We start from the raw sequence: 23116 nt of genomic DNA on the forward strand, positions 1-23116 counted from the left end.
ATCTATTGGTTATTTTTTTATGGAATCGTCGTTTTTGTCACCATAGTGGCTGTTGCTGTAATTGCCGTAACCACCATAAGACCCATAACTACCGTAGCTTCCATAGCTGCCGTACGAACCGTTTTTGCCATAACGGGCATACCGTCCGTACTTGCCGTATCTGCCATACCCATAGTAGTATCCGTATTTCTTCTTCGACATATCGATGCCGTTGATGACGATACTCATCTTGGGTAATTTGTTGGACGCGGCCAGGCCGTTGATCATTTCGAAACTTTCCTTGGGCGTATAATCTGCCCGACACATATAGACTGTAGCGTCGCACACACTACCCACGCGGAGCGTATCGGTAACCAGACCCACCGGAGCTGTGTCGACGATGATGTAGTCGTAGTTTCGGCGCAGTTCTGCAAAGATATCATCCAAGCTCTGCCGCGCCACGAGCTCTGCCGGGTTTGGAGGAATGGGGCCGGCCAAGAGGAGGTCGAGGTTGTTGTTGATGCCCGAAGGTATGATCTGACTCTGTATCATGGGCCAGGTCGGTTTGTCCTTGACCAAGAGGTTGGTAATGCCATGGTTCTTATCGGTCAGCTCAAACAGCTCGGCCAAACGCGGCTTGCGTATGTCCAGACCCACGATGATCACCTTCTTGCCCAGCAGGGCAAACGACACCGCCAAGTTGGATGCTACGAATGTCTTGCCCTCGCCTGAGGTGGTGGAGGTGAACATAATCACCTTTTCGTCTTCTCTCAGCAGGAACTGGACGTTGGTGCGCAGCGAGCGGAAGATCTCCTCCATCATGTTGTTTCTGTTCTCGTGCACCACGATATCGGCCTTGGTCTTGGCCGTCTCGGATGCCACCGCCACATCTGCGATAATAGGCAACTTCGTGAGGCGCACCACATCGTTATGCCCCTCGATTTTGTAGTGGAAGAAATGGATGAGGAACAAGATCAGTGCGGGGAGAGCAAGGGCAATCAACAGGGCGACCAGAAGCACGACAGACTTCTTGGGCGTAACCTGCCCGCCCTTGGTCGGATTGTCGATCAGTTTTCCCTTATCGGCCGTGGCAGCAAGCGAGATAGAGTTCTCCTCACGCTTCTGCAGCAACATCAGATAAAGTCCCGACTTCACTTCCTGCTGCCGTCCAATCTGGGTCAGCATACGTTCCTGCTCCGGCGACTGCCCTACCTGTCCCTGATACTTGTAGACCTGCGACTGTACGGAGTTGCGCTGGATGCTCATGTTGCGGCGGCTCTGGTTCAGCGAGCGGCGGATGGCTCCTCGCATTTCGTCAAGTTGTGTGGTCAGCGGAGTGACGGATGGTGATGACTCACTGGCGCTCTGAAGCAGCAGGTTACGCTTTTGCACAATGGAGTTGTAGTTGTTGATGAGCGACACGGAAGACGGATCCGAAAGTCCCACGTTGGAAGGGATGGGTTGATATTTGTTGGCGGGGTTGTCCATGTAGTCCCTCATCTCATCTACCAGCGCCACCTGCGTGTTGGCTTCGGCCAACTTCTGTGCGTAGGCATCGGCATTTCCGGCCGCTTGGGCGGCACTCATGTCGAGCTGAACCAATCGGTTTTTCTTCTTGTATGCCTCCAGCTGACCCTCAGTACTACCCAGCTCGGCATTAATTTTCTCGAGCCTTCCGTTGATAAATTCCTCGGTGCGCACGGCTATCTCGTTCTTGTCTTCGTTGGCCTGGCGGTTATAGCTTATGGCCAACTGTTGCAGATAGTCCACGGCCCGCTGCGAGTTCTCGTCGTTCAGCACCAACTGTACAATCGAGGTGTTCTTGCTCAACTGGTTCACGCCGAGCGCACCTGCATATTTGTATGCGGTCTGGCGGGGCGACTGGATCTTCACTTCGATCTCAACGCCGTCATACATCGGTGCCATACCGTTCTGATTGAACGTCAGAATACCCGCCCGGGTACCGATGGTGGCAGGCAGTTGTGTAAAGGTTTTGTCGATGGCAAATGGTCCGTCGGCATAGTTTTCGCCGATTGGCACATAATAGGTTCCCGTGATGTGGTATTTGTTGCCTTCGCGTTGAACGCTCAGCTCTATGGGGGCGGTGAGTTTCTCGAGGTGCGCCGGATCCAGGTCTACAGTGATGGGCTGGGTCTTGTAAATCAGCCTACTCTTCACCCTACCTACTAAATAATAGTTGACATAGAGCTTCAGGTCGCGCACGGTCTGCTCGGCCAGCGAGCGCGAAGACAGAATTTCCATTTCGTTGTCTATTCCGTCGGAATTGGAAATCATGCCCAGCGTCGACGAGCTGAGCATGCTACGACGCCGGCCGTTCTGGTCGCCGTCCTTGATGAGAAGCTTGGCCGAAGCCTGATAAACAGGAGTTTTGTAGCGGAGATATATGGCTGCACTGCCCAAACAGATAATCAGTGAAAGCAGAAACCATTTCCAATTCAGCACAAGTGTGGTGTAAATGGTAGCGAAGTCAAACGACGTACTCTCTTTTTCCTGAGCTGCCGCTAAATCTACCTCCTTGTTTTTGTTTTCTTCCATTGTTGTTGTTTTATGCATTATTGTTGTCGCTTCGATTCCTCCTCGGCCAATTGCAGGAGATATTTGCCATATTCGTTCTTGGCCATGGGGGTTGCATCCTCAATCAGTTGGGCGCGGTCTATCCACCCCTGCTTGAATGCAATCTCCTCCAGACATGCAATTTTCAGTCCCTGCCGCTTCTCGATAACTTCGATAAAAGTGCTGGCCTCCGACAGACTGTCGTGTGTGCCGGTGTCGAGCCAGGCAAAACCGCGGGGCAGGGTCTGCACCTTCAGCGCTTCGCGAGCCAGATATTCCTGATTCACAGTGGTAATCTCGAGTTCCCCGCGGGCACTGGGCTTGATGTTCTTGGCAATCTCCACCACGCTGTTGGGATAAAAATACAGCCCCACAACGGCATAGTTGCTTTTGGGATGAGCTGGTTTCTCCTCGATACTGAGGCAGTTGCCGTCCTTGTCAAACTCTGCCACGCCGTATCTTTCGGGGTCGTTCACATAATATCCGAACACGGTGGCCTGGTCTTCGTACACGGCTGTGTTCACACTTTCGAGCAGGAAGCGGCTGAATCCGGCTCCGTGGAAAATGTTATCGCCGAGCACCAGGCAGACACTGTCGTCGCCAATAAACTCCTCTCCGATGATGAAGGCCTGGGCCAAACCGTCGGGACTCGGTTGCTCCGCATATTCAAAGCGTACACCAAACTCGTGCCCGTCGCCCAGCAATCGCTTGAAGCCGAGCAGATCGTGCGGGGTGGAAATGATGAGAATGTCGCGGATGCCAGCCAGCATCAACACAGACACGGGGTAGTAGATCATCGGTTTGTCAAAAATGGGAATCAGCTGCTTGCTGATGCCTTTCGTGATGGGATAGAGCCGCGTTCCCGATCCACCTGCCAATACGATTCCTTTCATTTTCTTTGTTTTATGATTCATGTGAATAAGCCCGCATGCCCGCATGCTGACAAGAGGCGCCATCGGCACGCTCCTTTCTATAGGCTTAAAACGGATGTTGTCGCGTTTACCGCACAAAGTTAAACATTTAAATTAACATAATAGGTATTTGACGGCAGAAAATCTCATTTTTATTGTGCTTTTCAGCTCATCTTGGTGTTGTTACCCAGTTTTAGTCCCAGGCTTGACTATTCTCCGGAATGATCGGATGGTATGCATGGCATGACGTTGTGAGGATAGAAAATTGAATATTTGGCATTTCAAATTTAGTAAAATATAATTACCGTTTTTGGAGCATAATTTTCGAGTCATCCAGAGAGAAAAGCGCCATCTTTTTTCGACAAAACCGAGACTTGCAGAACCCAAAAACGTAAGTCGGGTGCGATGAGAGCCTTCTCATCGTGCGGTTAGGCTTTCGTGGCAGTGCGAAAGAACCGCTATCGCGCGGAGATTGAGGCCTTTCCGTCATGTCATTCGATATTCAATCGCGGGCGAAAAAACAGGAGAAAAAGGGCTGTTATTTTGAAATCGCTGACTGTCAGGCGTTTGCAAACCGGCTTATTTTTCGCGTATTTCGGGCGAAAGTCAACTCTTTTTCAAATCGGCGAAATTGAGGAGGGGTTTTGTCAATATAATTAGTCATTCCGGATGTCGCAAAACCGGAGTGCTGGATAAGCGTGGATGGGTCTGCATACAGCCCAAGATGTGCGAATAGATCGCCTCGGTCCGGAAGCGGACGCATGCCTTGTTGTTCCTTGTGCGGTACGTGAGTTATGACTCTGAAAATCAACAAGCAACCCTGCTGTTTTGCCAAGGGAGGCGTCTCCATGAAACAGGGTTTGAGCCCCCTACCCCTTCCCAGCTGCGCCCACGCAGGCATGGCAAGCAAAATCAGCACAAAAACAGTGCACGCTGACCAAAAGGCTTTCGAACGTTCCATATCTCCCTCCTTGAAATAAATAGTCTCTTACCCCACAAATATAGGCAATTTATGGAAACATTCGGCTCAAAAAAAGAATAATTTTCAACAAATCAGTCGAGGCCTAACAGACTGTGAATCTTGAAAATGAAGAATCTGCGGTGTTGTTTTTAAACCTTCCGACGGCGCCCAACTATCGGCAGGAGCCTGCGCACGGGCTTTGTCAAATGTTCGTTGGTCCTGACCCTTGGCGCCCGGACTTCTCTATCAAGGGCAGGATAGGACTGGGCCTTTGTCCGTAAATATGTGTGTATATATTTGGTGAGTATAGCGTCTTTGACTAATTTTGCAGTCAATAGAACACGATAACGGAATCATGAAGAAGACACTATTCTTTTTGGCGACCATTGCTTTTGCCCTTTCGGTAGATGCACAACAGTCGCGACAGGACATCAAGGCGAACACAAATCTCGCGGGTAGCAACTATGTGGCCTATCCCGGACCGCGCAAGGCATTGACCGCTGCGCCGGAAGGCTACACACCTTATTATATAAGTCATTATGGTCGGCACGGCTCGCGCTATCTCATTGAAACGGGCGATTACGACAAACCTTACCTGATGTTGATGCGGGCCGACTCGCTGGGTAAGCTCACGCCGACGGGTCAGGCGGTGCTGGACAAGGTGAAACTGTTGCGTGAGGAGGCACGGGGACGACACGGCGAACTGACACGACTGGGCGCGCAGCAGCATCATGACATTGCGCGCCGCATGGTTGAACGCTTCCCTGAGGTGTTTGCCGGAAAGACCAAGATAGAAGCGCGGTCGACGGTGGTTATCCGTAGCATTCTCTCCATGGAGAATGCACTGCACGAACTCATCTCGCTCAACCCGCAATTAGATGTGCGTCACGATGCGAGCCGTCACGACATGTACTACATGAACGACTCCAAATCGCCCTTCCATCAGTTGCGCGACACGCCCGAGGCAAAGGAGGAGTTGCGACGGTTCAATGCAAACCATACCGACTACAGTCACCTCATGCAGGTGCTTTTCAATGATACCGCTTATTGCAAAACGTTGGATAGCAAGGTATTGGGAAACAAAATGTTGAACCTGGCGGCCAATGTGCAGAGCTCCGAACTGCGGCATCGTCTCTCGTTATGGGATATTTTCACCGAGGACGAGGTGTATGACTTCTGGCTGCGCATCAATGCTTTTTGGTATATGTATTACGGACCGAGCAAGCCAACCAATGGGGCGGGGATGTTCATGCAGTCGAATCTGCTGCAGAACATCATTACCACGGCCGACACTTGCTTACTTTTGCCCCACCCCGGAGCTACGCTTCGCTACGGCCACGAGGTGAACGTGATGCCGCTGGTGTGCCTCATGAATCTCAATGGATACGGCGAAACCATCGACCATCTGGAGGATCTCGACGACCGGGGATGGTACAACTACAACATCTACCCCATGGCCTGCAACGTGCAGTTGGTGTTCTACAAACCGCGCGAAGGTAGCCTGCGCGATGCGGATATCCTGGTAAAAGTGCTGCTCAACGAGGACGAGGCCACCCTGCCCGTGGCTACCGACTGCGCGCCCTATTATCATTGGAAAGATGTGAGGGCTTATTTGTCGGGGAAAATCCGTGAGGAATGAGAAACCGATACCTCGTTTCGATACTGCTATTGGGCAGTTTGATCGGCTCGCCGCTATTTGAGCGCTGCTCCGACAGACTGGTTCGCGAGGCCGAGAAGGCCATCGTGCGGGGCATATACAGCATGAATACGCCCGAAATTCGGCCGGAACCTGTCGATGTGCAGCTGGCTCTGCCCGCTCCGTTGAGCCATGTTCCGGAGCAAATTTTGCGTCGGAAAGCCTATGTCTTATCCTTCAACACGGAGACTCTGCTGCCCAATTGGGTGGCCTGGAGACTGACGGCGGAAGCGGTTGACGGCCATGTGAAACGCGAGTCGGTTTCCTTTCATGAGGACTTCAATGTGGCTCCGCGCTATCGGGTCATACCCTCCGACTACAGTAGATCGGGTTATGACAGGGGGCATATGTGTCCGGCGGGCGACAACAAATGGAGTTTTCAGGCGATGGAAGAGAGTTTTCTGATGACCAATATCTGTCCGCAACTGCACAGCCTCAACGCCGGCGACTGGAATAATCTGGAGATTCAGTGTCGCGCCTGGGCTCGGGAGTATGGCGAAATTTATATTGTGTGTGGCCCGATTGTGTCGAAAAAATCCAGGAAAAAGATTGGCCGGCAGCGCCGCATCACCGTGCCTACAGGCTTTTTCAAGGTGATTCTCTGTATGAAAGGCACGCCGAAAGCCATCGGTTTTATTTTCAAGAATGTGGGTGGACGGCGTTCCAAGAGTGAATATATGAACACAGTTGACGATGTGGAACGCATCACGGGAATGGATTTCTTTCCCGCTCTGCCCGACAGCATAGAGAATCGGATGGAGGCCGAGGCCTGTTTGGAAGACTGGTAGAGCCGCTTTCCTATTTATATATAGCCCTACCTGTTTTTACATGTAGGGCTACCTATTTGCATTTTTCGTACCATTCTTTCAGCGCTTGCCGTGGTGTGCCCTGTGCAACAAGGGCGTCAAGGTCTTGCTTGGCTTTGTCAAGGCGGCCCAAGCGAATGCGAATGTCGGCGCGGGCAAGCAGGTAATCGCCATTGCTCGGGTCGAGTTCGATAGCCCTGCCATAGTCATATTCGGCAGGTTCGAGCATGCCCAACTCCTCCTCCATGCCCGCACGGGCAGCCCACGCAACAGCCGAGTCGGGACAAGCAACCACCAATTGGTTGATGCCATCAAGGGCTTCGGTGTGGTGTTTGTCCTTTTGGTTAAGCAGGGCAAGGCCCAACCGCGCCTCGAAGTTGCCGGGAAGGATTTGCAGCAACTGCTCATAGTCGATGCGGGCAAAGTTATATCGGTGCAGCTGTTGATTGACAAAGGCGCGGTAAAACAGTGCGGCAACGTTGCGGCGGTCTTGTGCAAGCACCCTGTCGTATTCGTCGAGGGCATACTGCCACTGCTCCAACTCCACGTTCCAAGCCGCCTTGCGCAGTCTCAGGTCAATGGAGTTGGGGTGGTAAGCGAGTGCGTCGGCAGCCTTGGCGAGACTGTCGCGCAGGGCGTCGTGGTTGTTTTGGGCTTGGGTTGGCATCCAGACCACGAGAGCCAAAGCCAGACTAAGCAAGATGTGTTGAACTTTCATACCATGTCATGAAGCTGTGTTTCCGCCTTGATGGAAATCGAAATACTGATTCTAAATATACTTGGGCGTGAATCCCTTTTTGCTTTTGGCCACCTCCTCGGGCGTTCCAGTGGTGAGCACCTCGCCTCCGCCGCGCCCGCCCAACGGCCCAATATCGATGATATGGTCGGCCAAACGTATCACGTCAAGGTTGTGCTCGATGATGATTACCGTGTTACCTCGGTCCACAAGCTTCTGTAACACGTCCATCAAGATGCGTATATCCTCGAAGTGCAACCCCGTGGTGGGCTCGTCAAGAATGTAGAGTGTCTTGCCCGTGTCACGCTTAGCCAACTCCGTGGCCAGTTTCACGCGCTGGCTCTCACCGCCCGAAAGCGTGGTCGAGCTTTGTCCGAGCTTGACGTATCCCAGCCCCACGTCCTGCAGGGTTTTAATCTTAGGCAGGATGGTGGGCACGTTCTCAAAGAACTCCACGGCCTGATTGATGGTCATATCGAGCACATCAGCGATGGATTTTCCTTTGAATCTCACCTCCAAGGTCTCCCGATTGTACCGCTTGCCATGGCACACTTCGCAGGGCACCATGACGTTGGGCAGGAAGTTCATCTCAATAGTCTTGTAGCCATTGCCACCGCAGGTCTCGCAGCGACCGCCCTTGACGTTGAACGAGAAGCGCCCGGGCTTGTAGCCTCGAATCTTGGCTTCAGGCAGATTGACAAACAAATTGCGGATGTCGGTGAACACACCCGTGTAGGTGGCAGGGTTAGAACGTGGTGTGCGGCCAATGGGACTCTGGTCCACATCAACCACTTTGTCGATATTGTCGATACCCTCTGCCTTCTCGTAAGGCATGGGGTTCTTCAGCGATCGGTAGAAATGCTGCGAGAGAATGGGCTGCAACGTTTCGTTGACAAGCGTCGACTTGCCCGATCCCGACACGCCCGTCACCACGATGAGCTTACCCAACGGGAACTCCACATTGATGTTCTTCAGGTTGTTGCCGTGTGCTCCGATGATCCGAATCGACTTCCCATTGCCTTTCCTGCGGTGCTCGGGAATTTCAATTTGGCGCTCCCCGTTGAGGTATTGCGCAGTGATTGTCTGCGTCTTGAGCATCTCCTCGGGTGTGCCTTGAAACACCACCTCGCCGCCTTTGCGGCCAGCTCGCGGCCCGATATCAATGATCCAGTCGGCCGCCCGCATCATATCCTCGTCGTGTTCCACCACGATCACCGTGTTGCCCAAGTCGCGCAGCTCCTTCAATGAACTAATGAGCCGGTGGTTGTCGCGCTGGTGGAGGCCGATGCTCGGCTCGTCGAGGATGTAGAGCACGTTCACCAACTGCGAGCCGATCTGCGTGGCCAGGCGGATGCGCTGGCTCTCGCCACCCGACAATGTGCCCGACTGGCGGTTCAGAGCCAGATAGTCCAGCCCCACCTCGAGCAGGAAATCCACGCGTGTGCACAGCTCCTTCACAATCTCATGGGCAATTTTCTGCTGTTGCTTGCCAAGATGTTCCTCCACGTGGGCGAGCCACTCCCTGAGGTCGGTCATGTCGAGATTCGACACCTCCGAGATGTTCTCATCCCCTATTCTGTATGACAACGACTCGCGTTTAAGCCTCATGCCCTTGCATTCCGGACACACCGCATCGGCCAAAAACTGTGCTGCCCATTTCTGACTGGCAGCGGAATCGTCGGCCTCCATCACCGTACGGAGGTATTTCACAACCCCGTCGAACGTCACGAAGTAGTCGCTCGACGTGTGCACCACCTCCTTGGGGATGCGCACAGTCTCCAGCGTTCCGTTCATGATTTCGTCCACAGCGTCCTGGGGAATATCCTTGAAGGGAGTCTTGAGGTCGCATTCATAGTTGTTCAGAATGGCTTCCAACTGCCAGAAAATCATCTGGTTCTTGTATTTCCCAAGCGGTGCAATGGCTCCCTCGCGAATGCTCAGCTTGTCGTTGGGTATCACCTTTTTCATGTCGATCACACTCACATAACCCAGCCCCTTGCAGTGGGGGCAGGCCCCTTCGGGCGAGTTGAACGAGAAAATGTTAGGTGCCGGCTCGCCGTAGGAGAGGCCCGTCACGGGGTCCATGAGCCGTTTGGAGAAATTGCGAACCGCTCCCGACTCCTTGTCCATCACCGCCACGACGCCGTCGCCCTGCTTCATGGCTGTCTGTACGCTGTGCTTGAGGCGCTCGTCGTCCTTGCCCTGCACCTTCAGCTTGTCGATAACCACCTCGATGTTGTGGTTCTTGTATCGGTCCACCTTCATGCCACGCACAATCTCCTTCACCTCCCCGTCCACACGGATATAGAGATATCCCTTGCGTCGCATGCTGTCGAAGAGCTCGCGGTAGTGACCCTTGCGCTGGCGAACGAGCGGGGCAAGGATGTAGATGGCATGACCGTCGTAGTCGGAGAGAATCATGTCGATGACCTTCTCCTCCGTGTATTTCACCATCTTCTCACCGCTCATGTAGCTGTAGGCCGTACCGGCACGGGCATAGAGCAGTCGCAGATAGTCGTAGATTTCGGTCGTTGTGCCCACCGTGGAGCGTGGGTTCTTGTTGGTGGTCTTCTGTTCAATGCTGATCACGGGGCTCAGTCCCGTAATCTTTTCCACGTCGGGTCGTTCCATGTTGCCTAAGAAGTTGCGGGCATAGGCCGAGAATGTCTCGATGTAGCGGCGCTGTCCCTCGGCAAAAATGGTGTCGAAGGCCAGCGACGACTTGCCCGACCCCGACAGCCCCGTAATCACCGTGAGCGAGTTTCGGGGAATGCTCACGTCGATACCCTTCAGATTATGCACCCGCGCACCGAGCACATCGATCCACGACCCATCCTCCCCCGCCCCCCGTGAGGGCGCGGATGTCGGGGTGCTCCCAGCCTTGTTCGTAGGGCGTGGGGATGGAGTGTCTTGTGGGTTGTTATGCTGATGCTTATCTTTTAAAGCCATATTGTGTTGTGTTTGTTGGTTTTTGGCGGACTGGTCGGATGTGTTGGGACAGGCCTGACGGGTCTGACCGCCCCGACCCAAGCCGATGCTCGCCATGCTGCGAGGGGCTATGGACGACTGCTGCCCTCCATAAAGCCCCTCAACAGGTTGACGTCGCGCTTGATACTGAACTTCCGGCCGTCGGCTCCTTTGGCCTTGACCAGAACATAATACACACCTTGTTTCACGTCCTTGCCTTTGTATTTGCCGTCCCATCCGCCTGCGGGGTCGGTCCACGAATACAGTTTCTGTCCCCAGCGGTTGAAGATTGTGGCTTCAAACTCCACAATGCTGCGGTAGCCTTCCTTGGCCTTGTAGATATCGTTGATACCATCGCCGTTGGGCGAGAACGCATTGGGCATGTCGAGCTTGCTCTCGGATATGGTCACCGTGAGCGGCGAGCCCTCCGAACGCCAGTATTCATCCGTGTAGGCCACACTGTCGGCGCCCTGGGTGAAGATGGCCCACAGTTCCACGCTGTGTGCCCCGGCCTTGGTGAAGGTGTAGGTTGTGTTCTCCTCGTATCGCTTGAGATACACCTGGTCGCGCTTCCCCTCCTCGTAGAAGTGCCATTCGTAGTGAGCCGCCCATCCGCCCGTGTTTTCGGCATTGGCCTTGAAGGTCACGGTGAGCGGCGCCGACTCGGATATGGCTGTTTCGCTCAGCTCGTTGCCCTCGCTGTCGGTGTAGGTGGCCGTGGGCGAGATGATGGGCAACGCGCCTTGTCCCCTCGCCGCTACCGACGAGAGCACCAAGAGTATCGTAAAAAGGGAAAGCCTGATTTTCATCTTTGCAAAAAGTTGATTATGCAAAGATAACGCTTTTTGCACGAAAAAGGTGTGCCCCGGGAGTTAAAAGTTATTATTAGCACCCCAACCGAGCTGACGGCAAGTTTCGGCAGCCCAACTGATTACAAATCATACAGAAGTCGTCGGGCGAAATGCTCCCATGAGCGCTTGTCAGCTGTGCTGCTTGTCGCAGTTCTGCTCCTGCTCGTAGTTCACCGAAGCATCTACGTCGCCACGAAGGGCGCTGCGGAGATCATGCCAATCCTGAAACCCGGCAAAGAGTGCCAGCCTGTTCAGGGTGCTAGCCGACGGTTTGCGCCTGCCCGCCAAGACATCCCACAACCTTCTGAGCGAGGCTTTGCTCAGGTTGATATGGTGTCTGGACAGTGCCACAGAAACCTGATCCAAATCAGCAGACAGCTGTTGCGGCTCCTGCTTCATTCTCCTGCCAACCTCGGCCAGGAGAATGCTCAAATCTCTCTTCATTTTTTATAACCAACAAATCCTAATTTTGTCGCTGCAAAGTTAGTGATTATTTTCATCATGCGCTCTTCTTTTGCCATGAAATATTCATGAAGTTTTGATGTCAGATTTTTTTGTCTTAAAACGGGGTCTCCGTTCTGCTCATTCTAGCGCGCAGAAGTCGTCTTTCAGGCGTAAATTTCTGCGCATCATTGCCCAAAATTGCGCAGCGAAGGTCTCAAAAATTTCGTCGTCCTGCCGTTAAGCCCTGATGGCAGCGCGACTACAGCCCAACGGCACCATGAGTAAGCCTCATCCGTCTGGCGATTCGAGCCTAACCGCAATGCGATTCGATATGCCATCGCGGGCGATCTCAATGGCACCAGAAACGCCTTTTTGCTAAACCTTTGACTGTCAACGAATTAAAAACCACCGTATTTTGGACGTATTTTGGGCGACCGCCTTTTTATTTTCAAATACGCGAAGCATTCGAGGGCTTTTGTCAATAAAAATACCAACACGCAAGGCTTGCGGATGATACGCGCATATGGCATCTTTAGGGTTGGGCTATTGCTTCTTTTCAGTTTTGTCTTTAACTTTGTCGAACAATGACGAGACCTTCAAGGTACCCGTGGATATTTACATGATGGAAAATTTGCGGGGGTGGGCATGCAAGGTTTTCAGCATGTTTGCGTTTAATGGACAGAAGTATCATCTGATGAGACACGTACCAGCAGACAGGGAGGAAAGGATTGTCAGCTTGTTCCGACAGGGTAATGCCTTGGCGATGGAGATGCTGTATGCCGACTATGCCAGTTATCTCACGGGAGTTTGCGCACGATATATCCGCAACGATGACGACCTAAAGGATGTGTTGCAAGAAGGATTCATCAAGATTTTCACACAGATAGACCGGTTCGAATACCGTGGGAAGGGGTCGCTGCGCGCATGGGCAAGCCGGATCATGGTGAACGAAAGCCTGCAAGCTTTGCGCCGTCAGAAGCAGCTTACCTGCCCCCTGCCGGAGGACATGATGCCCGACTTGCCCGATGAAGAGCCCGACACCGACGGACTGGAAGCGGATACGCTGGTGCGCCTCATCAGGAAACTGCCCGACGGTTACCGCGCTGTGCTCAACCTCTATGTCCTTGAGGGGAAGAGCCACAAGGAGATTGCGCAGCTACTCGGCATCAAGCCCGACAGTTCGGCATCGCAACTACACCGTGCCAAAAACATGCTGGCACAACTCATCAAGAATCATCAAGGAGGTAAGTTATGAACGATAAATGGATGAAAGACCTGAGGCGACTCGGCGATCAATACCGCCAGACGCCACCCGAGGGACTGCTTGGCGACATCAAACGGGTGATGGCAGCCCGCGGTCTTGAGCCCGCCTTGGCGGAAACGCATGCGAAAGCGGTGCCCCTGTGGCGGCGTGTGGCCGTCGCGGCGGCCATTGCAGTCCTGCTGGGCGTGGGCACAATAGGCTATTTGACCTACGACGGCGACCCGAAGCCAATGGCTTCAGCCGGCTCCGGAGGGGAGAAGGCCATGGCATCTGCGGCTGGAAAGGCACCGCAGACAACGTCTTCACCGCGCCTCGACACCGCACCCGATGCGCTCCTGCAGAGTGAATCGCAGGTGAAGCGCGCCCCACGGAGCCTCGGCGGCCGTGTGCTGGCTGTGGCAGCAGACGCGAAAGAAGTGCTGGGTCTGAAGGCTACCGGTCATGCCGACAACGAGTCGGAGCCGCTTGTGGCTCAAACCGGAAACGACACGCGGGAAGTCTCCGCGGGCGAAAGCAGGCGTAACACCGTGTCTCCCTCGACCCGTCAGCCTGCCACCACGCGTCGCAGCCACGTCGCCGCGAGCTCCTTCGGCTCCTCCCGACGCTCGCCCTGGGGAATCGGCATGTACTACGGTGGGCAGCCGTCCATGCAAACATCAGTCCGTGACGGTAGCAACACGATCATGTCGTTGCCGGCTTCCGACTGCAAGTATTCCACCGAACTCTCCCAAGACGATGCTCAAAGACTGGCCGTGGCCAACGTTCCACCCATCGTGCACGAGAAACACCACCGCCCCATCAAGGTGGGCGTGTCGCTGGAATACCGTCTGTCTGACCGCTGGAGCCTGCAATCGGGCATCACCTACAGCCGACTGACCTCCGACTTGACCGAGGAAAGTCCCTCGGCCGTGCGTACAACCAGACAGAAACTCCACTACATCGGCATTCCCGTCAGCCTGAGTTACAGCGTTTGGCAAACCCCACACCTGAACGTTTACGTCAAGGGCGGGGGCGGAATCGAGCAACTCGTCAAGGGCGAATCCATCACACAACGGGTGTCCGAAACGTCATCCGAACCACGCAAAACGACCGATTTGAGCGAGCATCGGCCGGTGTTCAGCACTCATGCTGCCGCCGGGGTGGAATACCAACCGGCCAAACTGGTCAGCTTCTTTGCCGAACCCGGCGCCGAGTTCTATTTCAAGAACGGCAGTGGAATCAAGTCTTCCTATACCGATAAGCCGCTGAACTTCAACCTCAACGTGGGTGTGAGGATGAAGTTGGACACGAGAGTCGGAAGATAATCAACAAGAACACGGCGGACACGCCAAGACAACAATTGCCGGATGCATCTCACGCATCCGGCAATTTCGGTCTTGGGCAAAGGCTGCGACGGGGGTTAGATGCCCGGCAGACGCCTTTCTATCTTTTTCTGTATAAACCGGGCAAGGGCCATACCCCGCTTCGTCCTTCTGGCGATATCCGAGCGCACCGCGTTGATTCCATTAAAGAGGTCGGCTGCGGCAGTCTGTATGGCGTTGGGTTTGCGCTGTTGCTTGTTGCCCTCGGCATTGACAATGATGCGTATGCCTTTTCTTTCGAGGTGCACATCAATGTCCGCCCCCGTCATCACAGGCTCACCATCATAGTGTATAACGCCCGGTTCGGACCGGCGAATTTGCAGGTGTCCGGTTTGGAAAGTCTTGATTTTCGAACTCTTGTCGAGTGTCTTGCTAAACATATCGATGGCTATCTGCGGCGCCTCGAGCACATCAAACGGCTCCATGATCACCACATCCATCAGCCCATCACTCATCGAAGCCTGCGGAGCGATGTAAGCATTGTTGCCGTATTGCGAGGCGTTGGCACACGAAATCAGGAACGCCTTATGGTTCGTCTTGTCGTTATCCTCAATGATTTCGTAGGTTTCGGGTTTATAGCTCACACCTTCTTCAAGCACCTTTTGGATATAGGATATCGGCCCACGCTTTCCCGCCTCGGCAAACTTCTGGCTGACAAAGGCATCGAACCCCATGCCGCAGGTGCAGAAAAATGGGTAATCGTTGATCACACCGTAGTCGAGTTCGCGAATCTTGCAACGGTTGATGATGTCCATGCTCTTCTTGAAATTCATCGGAATCAAGAGGTGTCGGGCAAGTCCGTTGCCCGAGCCGTAGGGTATGATACCCAATGCGGTGGATGTGTGGACAAGACCACTGCCCACCTCGTTCACCGTACCGTCGCCTCCTACAGCCACCACCACATGCACACCGCGGTCGGCAGCCTGCGCGGCCAGTTCCTTGGCATGACCCGCATACTCCGTGAACTTGATGTCGACATCGAACTTTTCATGGTCTATATATTTCTCTATCTCCCCGGGAAGACGATTCTTAGCCGTCGTCCCCGAAATCGGATTGATAATAAACAGTATCGACTTCTTCATGCCATGAGAATTAAGTGACGCAAATTTAGTCATTTTACTGTGATAAATATACGAATAACCCGCTGAATTTTACAAATTAAACGATTTATCCCTTTTTTAGTCGCGATATTAGTTCTTTTTTGTATCTTTGCAGCCTATTTATAACATCTGTAGAGATTTCTACACCTATTTATCAAAATGGGACAATTACAGGAAAAGTATAAAAACTATCGCGAGCCACAGCGTTATATGGAGGCTGGCGTATATCCCTATTTTAGAGAAATTACCAGTAAACAAGGACCCGAAGTCACCATGGGCGGACATCACGTGCTGATGTTCGGCAGCAATGCCTACACGGGACTGACAGGCGACGAGCGCGTCATCGAGGCCGCCGGGCAAGCCCTGAAGAAATATGGCTCCGGGTGTGCAGGCAGCCGCTTCCTCAACGGAACCCTCGACCTGCATGTGCAGCTGGAGAAAGAGCTCGCCACGTTTGTACACAAGGACGATGTGCTGTGCTTCCCCACGGGTTTCACCGTAAATTCCGGTGTGATTCCGGCCGTTGTGGGACGCGGCGACTACATCATCTGCGACGACCGCGACCATGCCTCCATCGTGGATGGGCGGCGCCTGAGTTTCGCCACGCAACTACGCTACAAGCACAACGACATGGACGACTTGGAGCGCGTGCTTCAGAAACTCCCGAAAGAGGCCATTAAGCTGATTGTGGCCGACGGTGTTTTCTCTATGGAAGGTGACCTCTGCAAGCTGCCCGAAATCGTGGAACTGAAACATAAGTACAACTGTTCGATCATGATCGACGAGGCTCACGGCCTCGGGGTGTTTGGAAAGCAGGGCCGGGGCGTGTGCCATCACTTCGGCCTTCAGGACGAGGTAGACCTCATCATGGGCACTTTCTCGAAAAGCTTGGCCTCGATCGGTGGATTCATCGCTGGCGATGCCGACACCATCAACTATCTTCGCCACACGTCCCGCACCTATATCTTCTCGGCCAGTGACACGCCCGCAGCCACAGCTGCCGCACTGAAGGCGCTTCACATTATCCAGGAAGAGCCGGAGCGCATCGAGCATTTGTGGGACGTTACCAACTACGCGCTGAAGCGATTCCGCGAGGAGGGTTTTGAGATTGGCGACACCGAGAGTCCGATTATCCCCCTCTACGTACGCGACATCGACAAGACTTTCCTCGTCACCCATCTGGCTTTCGAGGCCGGGGTGTTCATCAACCCCGTCATTCCACCGGCCTGTGCACCGCAGGACACGCTTGTGCGCTTTGCCCTGATGGCATCGCACACGACCGACCACGTGGAGCGTGGTGTGCAGATTCTGAAGAAAATATTCACAGAGCAGGGAATCATCAAGTAGTCCCCGCAGTCGTATAGACCGAAACGCAAAGCGCATCTCACGAGTCAAGTCATGAGATGCGCTTTGCGTTTGGCAGAATACGGTGGCCGGCAGCCTACCCTACTCGTTGGTATAAAGCCAAACGACGGCAATGATAATCAGCACCGAGAGGATACATCCCAAGGTGAATAGCACATTGGAAATAATCCGGCGGCGCCTCCTGGCATGAAACTGGTTCTGCTTGAAAATATCTGATGCGTCTTGGTGGTGATGATGGTGGTGATGTCTTCTTTCAGTCGTCATACCTGTAATGTTCATGCATTTTTCATCGATTCTTCGCCAAAATTACAAAAATAGTACAAAAGAAGCCCTATTATTTTGCCATATTTAATAGGAAAGGGTGAAAAATTGCGAACCCCGTCTCATTTTGGTGCTGTCAACATAGCATCTCACCCTATCCCTCACAAAACTGTAAGGGAATGGCCAACAAATGCTGCAACACGCTTTACCGTCTATCGTTCTGCTTGTAGAACGTCAGTTTTTTGGGCAACCTCACCCATTTGCGGTTTCGCGCAATCTTAAGTGTGCTGCCGGCACCCTGCCTCAGCACATACGTGGTGTCGTCGGTCTGTTCCAGTGTTGCCGTCAAATCCTCACTGCCGTAGTCGTTGATGACTTCCAGCCTGAGGGTGGTGGCATTCTTAATGGCCGATGAGGTGAACAGCCACTTACGCCCGTCTTTGTTGTCGCCCAGATAGCCGGGCAACTCCCCATAGATTTCCTGACCAGGCACGATGACGTTCTTCTGGTAGGGGTCGAGACAGATGTAGACGTCGTATTCACGGTTGAGGAAGTTGCCTTTGAATGGTTTCGACTCCGCGCCGGCCACAGTTCCTTGAGCCATTGCAGATGCCGACACCATCAGGCACACAATTCCCACGATCAGTTTTCTCATAGGCACAACAGGTTGACACCTGTGATACTGATATCTGACGCCAAAAAGGCGTACAATATGATCAAAAGTCTTTGTCCGAATATTTATTTCTTGATTTTAGACCAGACCCACAAGATGATAACAGCACCGATAACGGCCGTAGCGATCTGTCCGATAACACCGTTCCACTCTATGCCAACCCAGCCGAGCACGTTGCCACCAACAAAACCACCAACAAGACCCAATAACAAGTCGACCAAACATCCCTGGCCGTCATGACCCATAATTTTACCGGCTATCAATCCGGCAAGAAGACCTACAATAATTGTCCAAATCATAATTTCTATTTGTTTAAAAGTTGTTATAAACATGGACAAAGATAAGAAAAAAATATCAGAATTGTATGATTTCGTCAAATTATTTTAGGTTCTTCCGCTTTTCTCGTTGGTCGATGGTAAGTTTCATCGGATAATTTTAGAGATCATATAAAAAAGAAGCCTAATTCCGTTATATATTAGGATTCACCACAAATCTTAAATATAGAACATGGAACTAAGCTTCTTATATCATGGTTTCGGTATTGACCGCAGTTACCATTATCATACTACGGAGTACAAAGATAGCTCAATAGTTTTAAAACTCAAAAGTATTCCGGTAAAGAAAGTAACCTGCCCTCATTGCGGCAGCACGGAAGTCATACGATATGGTGTGGTCTATCGCAACATACACAATCTTCCCATTGGCAGCAAAAGGACTTTCCTATACCTTACAGTTCAACGCTACCAGTGCAAGACGTGTGGAAAAGTACATCAGGCAGACATACCGTTTACTCATGGGCTACACATGTATATGACAAGTTCCATGTGGTTGAGCTTGTAAATGAAGCCGTGAACCAAGTCCGCCGTAGCGTGTGGAATCAGGAGAAGAATATGGAGAAGAGGAAGCTGATAAAAGGAACGAGATGGATGCTGTTGTCAAAGTCGTTGGATAAGTTCGATGAAGCATCAAGGAGACGCTTTACTAACATCCTGACTACAAACGACCCCCCCCTGTTCAAGGCATATTACTTAAAAGAAGACATCGCACAGATATGGATGCAAAACAACAAGGTGGAGGCTGAGGAACAGTTGCGGTATTGGTGCGACAGGGCCATAGAAAGCAAACTGCCGGCAATGGTTAAAGTAGCTAACACGCTATTGGCAAAACGGACGGGGATACTTGCCTGGTATGATTGTAAGGTTACAAATGCCATACTTGAGGGGACAAACAACAAGGTGAAGTTGATAAAGAGGAAAGGCTATGGTTACAGAGATGACGAATACTTCAAATTGCTTCTTTTAGGCATGAAAGATGAAACCGTCAAAACTGAATTAAATTAATGGCGACCAACGAGAAAAGCGGAAGAACCTTAAAAAAGCTAAAAGGGTTGTCGGCCATGCAAGAATTTCGGAGTTTTGGCATTATTTAAGTAAGTTCTGCCAGTCTGATAAGGCTGATTGATAGAACTGGTTTGATAGAACATTTAAACAAAATCAAGTGATGAGAAAATCTGTAAGAGAAATATGTGTACTGGTATTGGCAACAATACTGTTGGTTTCTTGCCATAGTGTCAATCAGAAAATGTCGAAAAAAAACAACATGCCAGGTATGGTCAGAATGACGGAGGATCAGTTGTCGGCAGTGAGCAGCAATAACGACTTCTCGTTGCGTATGTTCAAAGAAGTTGCTGCCTCGGGGGAAGGCAGTGTGCTCGTTTCTCCCCTGAGTGCCACCTATGCGTTGGGCATGTTGGCCAATGGTGCACAAGGCGATACGCGGCGGGAAATCGTTGGAGGTTTGGGATTTGGAACAGAAGATGTGAAGGATGTCAACGCGATATGTCAACAGTTGATGACCGATGCACCTTGGTTGGACAAGTCTGCTACGATCGACATTGCCAATGCAGTGGTGGTTAATCAGAAGCATCAGCTCCGGACCGACTTTAAGAAAACAGTCAGGCAACATTACGATGCTTTGGTTGAGAACAAGGATTTCGGTTCGCCGGCTACATTGTCATTTATCAATAATTGGGCCAAGGAAAAAACAAAAGGCATGATACCAAAGGTGTTGAATGCTGTCGACCCTATGGCTGTGACCTATTTGATGAACGCTGTTTATTTCAAGGGTATATGGGCATCTAAGTTTGACAAGGCGCGGACGCAAAAGGAATCTTTTGTTACTGAAAACGGAGCGCGTAGACAACTGCCGATGATGCATCAGGAATCCCAATACAGAGCCAATGTCAACGACACCTGCAAGACTGTGATTTTGCCTTATGGCAACGGTTCGTTCAACATGGTTGTCCTTTTGCCTCAGAAGGGCAAGACGGTGAACGACGTTTTGGCCGGCCTTTCTACCGAAAAATGGAGAGAAAACATAGAAAGCTGTTTGGAAATGGAGGTTGACTTGAAGTTGCCGCGATTCACAACAACCTGTCAAAGTGTGCTCAACAAACCTTTGTCGAATATGGGTATGCGGCGGATGTTCAATTCGCAGCAAGCTGATTTCGGAGCCTTGTGTGACGGTCAGACGGCCGTGTCAGAAGTATTGCAGAGTGCAAAAATCGAATTGGACGAGGAGGGTACGCGTGCAGCAGCAGTTACTGCTGTCGTAGTGATGATGACTTCTGCTGGTCTGCCTGATTTGATGGAGTTTCATGCCGACCATCCGTTCGTGTATGCCATTACCGAGAGCAGCACCGGTGCCATATTTTTCATGGGTGTATATCGAGGCGACTGATATCCACAGGGGCTTTTCAAGCGTTGATTAGTCGGCATGGATGAGCCTGCAGATAATGGCAAAATCCGTACCGACAAACGGGACGGCCATGGCTGTTGAGACGTAGGCGTGCCGCGTCCCAGCAGGGAAGCGTCGCCGTATCAGCCTGGGTGGTTATTTCTTCGGCCTTCTTTTATAAAAGGATATTTGCTTGGGCAGTTTCTGCGATTTGCCGTTGCGCGCAATTTTCAGAGTACTGCCCGACTCTTTTTTAAGCACAAAGGTTGTGTCATCTTCCTGTGTGAGCGTAGCCACAAGGTCTTCGCTGCCATAATCGTTGATGACACTGAGCCTGAGCGTAGACTTGTTGATGATTTTCGACGACGTGAACAGCTATTTGCGCGAGTCGCGAGTGTCGCCCAAATAGCCCGGCAGCTCACCGTATATATCCTGCCCGGGCACGGTTATGTTTTGCCGATAGGCATCGAGTTGCAGATAGATATTGTAGTCGTTGTTATAAAATACCCTTTAAACAACGTCGAGTCAGGAAGAGTGGTTGTTTTCTGTGCACAAACTCCGATGGTTGCTATCAAGGCAACCATTGCTATAATGATTTTCCCCATGGTGATAACTTGTTGAATATTGCAAAGTTAATGCTTTATATCAAGAAAAGGCAGGTGTTTTTCAAAATATATTAATGAAACTTGTACGTTTGTATTATTTATACTATCTTTGCGTATGTTTATTATAACAATTAGATAAATGATGACAACAGAAATGCTGTTTCCTGATTATATTTTCGAATCGAGTTGGGAAGTTTGCAACAAGGTCGGAGGTATATATGCCGTATTATCGACACGCGCCAAGACATTACAAGACAGAATCGGGGACCGTTTGATTTTCATCGGCCCGGATTGTTGGAAACAACAAGAATGTATCTATTTCAAGGAGGATGCCTCCCTTTATGCCGACTGGCAGGAGCATGCATCCCGGGAAGGACTCCAGATAAAGGTTGGACGCTGGGACATCCCCGGTCAGCCTGTCGCCGTGCTCGTGGACTTCAGCCCCTACTTTGATCAGAAAAACCGCATCTACACCGAACTGTGGAATAGTTTCGGGGTGGACAGTCTCCATGCCTATGGCGACTACGACGAGGCGTCCATATTCTCGTATGCAGCCGCATTAGTGGTGGAGAGCTTCTATCGGTTCTGCCTCGGTCCATCGCACAAGGTGGTGTATCATGCCAACGAATGGATGACGGGACTGGGACTGCTCTATATCCACAAGCATCTGCCGGAGGTGGCCACCATCTTCACCACCCATGCCACGAGCATCGGCCGAAGCATTGCCGGCAACAACAAACCGCTCTACGACTACCTGCCCGCCTACAATGGCGACCAGATGGCCGGCGAGCTGAACATGCAAAGCAAGCACTCCATCGAGAAACAAACTGCCCACTACGCCGACTGTTTCACCACGGTGAGCGACATCACGGCGCGCGAGTGTGCCGAGTTGCTCGACAAACCGGTGGATGTGGTGCTGCCCAACGGGTTCGAAGATAACTTCGTGCCACAGGGCGCGGCACTCACGGCCACACGGCGCAAGGCGCGCAGGCGTTTGCTCGACGTGGCCAATGCCCTGCTGGGAACCACGCTCGATGACAACACCCTCATCGTGTCTACCAGTGGGCGATATGAATTTCGGAACAAGGGAATCGATGTGTTCATCGAGGCCATGAACGACCTGAACCGCGACAACCGACTGACCAGAAACGTTGTAGCCTTCATCATGGTGCCGGGCTGGGAGGCCGGTCCACGCCAGGACTTACAGGAGCGGTTGGCCTCGGGGGAAACCTTTGCCGAACCGCTGACACTCCCCGCCGTGACCCACTGGTTGCACAATGCCAACGACGACAGGGTGTTGGGCATGATGCAGGGGCTGGGCATGAAGAATCGGGCCACGGACAAGGTGAAGGTCATCTTCGTGCCGTGCTACCTCACGGGCAACGACGGCATCATCGACATGCCCTATTATGATATTGTGCCGGGTAGCGACCTCTCGGTCTACCCCTCCTACTACGAGCCTTGGGGCTACACCCCACTGGAGTCGGTGGCCTTCAGAGTGCCCACCATCACGACCACCTTGGCCGGATTTGGGCTGTGGGTGAACTCCGAGTTAGGACATGAGGGCGTGATCGAAGACGGCGTGAAAGTTATCGAACGCACTGACTACAACCTCTCCGACGTGGCCGACGCCATCAGGAACATCGTGGTGGACTATTCGAACATGTCCGACACGCAAGTGAGAAAAGTGCGGGAGAAAGCCCGGAGACTCTCGAAAAAAGCATTATGGAACCGCTTTATCGTCCACTATGAGCGTGCCTACGACTTGGCACTGCGCAAGGCTGAGGCAAGAAAACAACAGTAAAACAAAATTAATAAATTATATA

Annotated in this window: 19 protein-coding genes; 9 read left to right on the top strand and 10 right to left on the bottom strand. The window is 52.2% G+C overall.

Annotation, left to right across the window (positions count from 1 at the left end; genetic code table 11):
- Positions 1-9 precede the first annotated feature (9 nt).
- On the bottom strand, positions 10-2535 hold the full coding sequence (locus HMPREF0645_RS11940) for an exopolysaccharide transport family protein (protein WP_044123627.1): 2526 nt from the start codon (positions 2533-2535) through the stop codon (positions 10-12).
- Positions 2536-2552: 17 nt separating this feature from the next.
- On the bottom strand, positions 2553-3446 hold the full coding sequence (rfbA, locus tag HMPREF0645_RS11945; RefSeq protein ID WP_044123656.1) for a glucose-1-phosphate thymidylyltransferase RfbA: 894 nt from the start codon (positions 3444-3446) through the stop codon (positions 2553-2555).
- 1334 nt (positions 3447-4780) lie between these two features.
- Between rfbA and HMPREF0645_RS11955 the strand changes: the two genes are divergently transcribed.
- Both HMPREF0645_RS11955 and HMPREF0645_RS11960 read left to right on the top strand, forming a co-directional pair.
- Entirely contained in the window at positions 4781-6064 is a 1284-nt protein-coding gene (locus tag HMPREF0645_RS11955) for a histidine-type phosphatase (protein ID WP_007175298.1), read from the top strand.
- Positions 6061-6909, top strand: coding sequence for a DNA/RNA non-specific endonuclease (locus tag HMPREF0645_RS11960; RefSeq protein WP_007175299.1), 849 nt, complete (start codon positions 6061-6063; stop codon positions 6907-6909). The genes HMPREF0645_RS11955 and HMPREF0645_RS11960 overlap by 4 nt, the downstream gene beginning before the upstream one ends.
- A gap of 52 nt (positions 6910-6961) precedes the next feature.
- On the opposite strand, the gene HMPREF0645_RS11965 is transcribed toward HMPREF0645_RS11960, so the two are convergent.
- The 4 genes from HMPREF0645_RS11965 to HMPREF0645_RS11980 form a co-directional block, all read right to left on the bottom strand.
- On the bottom strand, positions 6962-7645 hold the full coding sequence (locus tag HMPREF0645_RS11965; protein WP_007175300.1) for a tetratricopeptide repeat protein: 684 nt from the start codon (positions 7643-7645) through the stop codon (positions 6962-6964).
- A 51-nt stretch (positions 7646-7696) separates the two neighbouring features.
- Positions 7697-10612: an excinuclease ABC subunit UvrA gene (gene uvrA, locus HMPREF0645_RS11970; RefSeq protein ID WP_156777930.1), complete on the bottom strand. Its 2916-nt coding sequence runs from the start codon at positions 10610-10612 to the stop codon at positions 7697-7699.
- A gap of 107 nt (positions 10613-10719) precedes the next feature.
- Entirely contained in the window at positions 10720-11439 is a 720-nt protein-coding gene (locus tag HMPREF0645_RS11975) for a T9SS type B sorting domain-containing protein (protein ID WP_044123628.1), read from the bottom strand.
- 171 nt (positions 11440-11610) lie between these two features.
- Positions 11611-11925 carry a hypothetical protein gene (locus HMPREF0645_RS11980; protein ID WP_007175303.1) on the bottom strand — a complete coding sequence of 105 codons (315 nt, stop codon included), beginning with the start codon at positions 11923-11925 and terminating at the stop codon, positions 11611-11613.
- 694 nt (positions 11926-12619) lie between these two features.
- Here HMPREF0645_RS11980 and HMPREF0645_RS11985 point away from each other — a divergent pair.
- Positions 12620-13180 carry an RNA polymerase sigma factor gene (locus tag HMPREF0645_RS11985; protein WP_044123659.1) on the top strand — a complete coding sequence of 187 codons (561 nt, stop codon included), beginning with the start codon at positions 12620-12622 and terminating at the stop codon, positions 13178-13180.
- A 140-nt stretch (positions 13181-13320) separates the two neighbouring features.
- Entirely contained in the window at positions 13321-14493 is a 1173-nt protein-coding gene (locus HMPREF0645_RS11990; RefSeq protein ID WP_169305466.1) for an outer membrane beta-barrel protein, read from the top strand.
- A gap of 95 nt (positions 14494-14588) precedes the next feature.
- On the opposite strand, the gene HMPREF0645_RS11995 is transcribed toward HMPREF0645_RS11990, so the two are convergent.
- On the bottom strand, positions 14589-15632 hold the full coding sequence (locus HMPREF0645_RS11995; protein WP_044123630.1) for a diacylglycerol/lipid kinase family protein: 1044 nt from the start codon (positions 15630-15632) through the stop codon (positions 14589-14591).
- Between the two features lie 177 nt (positions 15633-15809).
- Between HMPREF0645_RS11995 and spt the strand changes: the two genes are divergently transcribed.
- Positions 15810-16997: a serine palmitoyltransferase gene (gene spt, locus HMPREF0645_RS12000; RefSeq protein WP_007175307.1), complete on the top strand. Its 1188-nt coding sequence runs from the start codon at positions 15810-15812 to the stop codon at positions 16995-16997.
- 99 nt (positions 16998-17096) lie between these two features.
- On the opposite strand, the gene HMPREF0645_RS12005 is transcribed toward spt, so the two are convergent.
- The 3 genes from HMPREF0645_RS12005 to HMPREF0645_RS12015 form a co-directional block, all read right to left on the bottom strand.
- Positions 17097-17279, bottom strand: coding sequence for a hypothetical protein (locus HMPREF0645_RS12005; RefSeq protein WP_156777931.1), 183 nt, complete (start codon positions 17277-17279; stop codon positions 17097-17099).
- A gap of 202 nt (positions 17280-17481) precedes the next feature.
- The gene (locus tag HMPREF0645_RS12010) at positions 17482-17931 is read right to left on the bottom strand and encodes a hypothetical protein (RefSeq protein ID WP_007175309.1); all 450 of its coding nucleotides are present in this window, start codon (positions 17929-17931) and stop codon (positions 17482-17484) included.
- Positions 17932-18014: 83 nt separating this feature from the next.
- A complete protein-coding gene (locus HMPREF0645_RS12015; RefSeq protein WP_044123660.1) occupies positions 18015-18248 on the bottom strand; it encodes a GlsB/YeaQ/YmgE family stress response membrane protein in 234 nt (77 codons plus the stop codon).
- A 208-nt stretch (positions 18249-18456) separates the two neighbouring features.
- Here HMPREF0645_RS12015 and HMPREF0645_RS14450 point away from each other — a divergent pair, with 208 nt between their 5' ends.
- The 4 genes from HMPREF0645_RS14450 (at position 18457) to HMPREF0645_RS12035 (ending at position 23094) form a co-directional block, all read left to right on the top strand.
- A complete protein-coding gene (locus HMPREF0645_RS14450; RefSeq protein ID WP_156777932.1) occupies positions 18457-18789 on the top strand; it encodes a transposase family protein in 333 nt (110 codons plus the stop codon).
- Entirely contained in the window at positions 18774-19289 is a 516-nt protein-coding gene (locus HMPREF0645_RS12020) for a transposase (RefSeq protein WP_007175312.1), read from the top strand. Before HMPREF0645_RS14450 ends, HMPREF0645_RS12020 begins: the two co-directional genes overlap by 16 nt.
- A 241-nt stretch (positions 19290-19530) precedes the next feature.
- Positions 19531-20688, top strand: coding sequence for a serpin family protein (locus tag HMPREF0645_RS12025; RefSeq protein WP_007175313.1), 1158 nt, complete (start codon positions 19531-19533; stop codon positions 20686-20688).
- Between the two features lie 744 nt (positions 20689-21432).
- Complete coding sequence (locus tag HMPREF0645_RS12035; protein ID WP_044123664.1) at positions 21433-23094, top strand: glycogen/starch synthase; 1662 nt, start codon at positions 21433-21435, stop codon at positions 23092-23094.
- The last annotated feature ends 22 nt before the right edge of the window (positions 23095-23116 follow it).

Origin of the sequence: Hallella bergensis DSM 17361 (assembly GCF_000160535.1) — a bacterium.
GTDB classification, from domain to species: domain Bacteria; phylum Bacteroidota; class Bacteroidia; order Bacteroidales; family Bacteroidaceae; genus Prevotella; species Prevotella bergensis.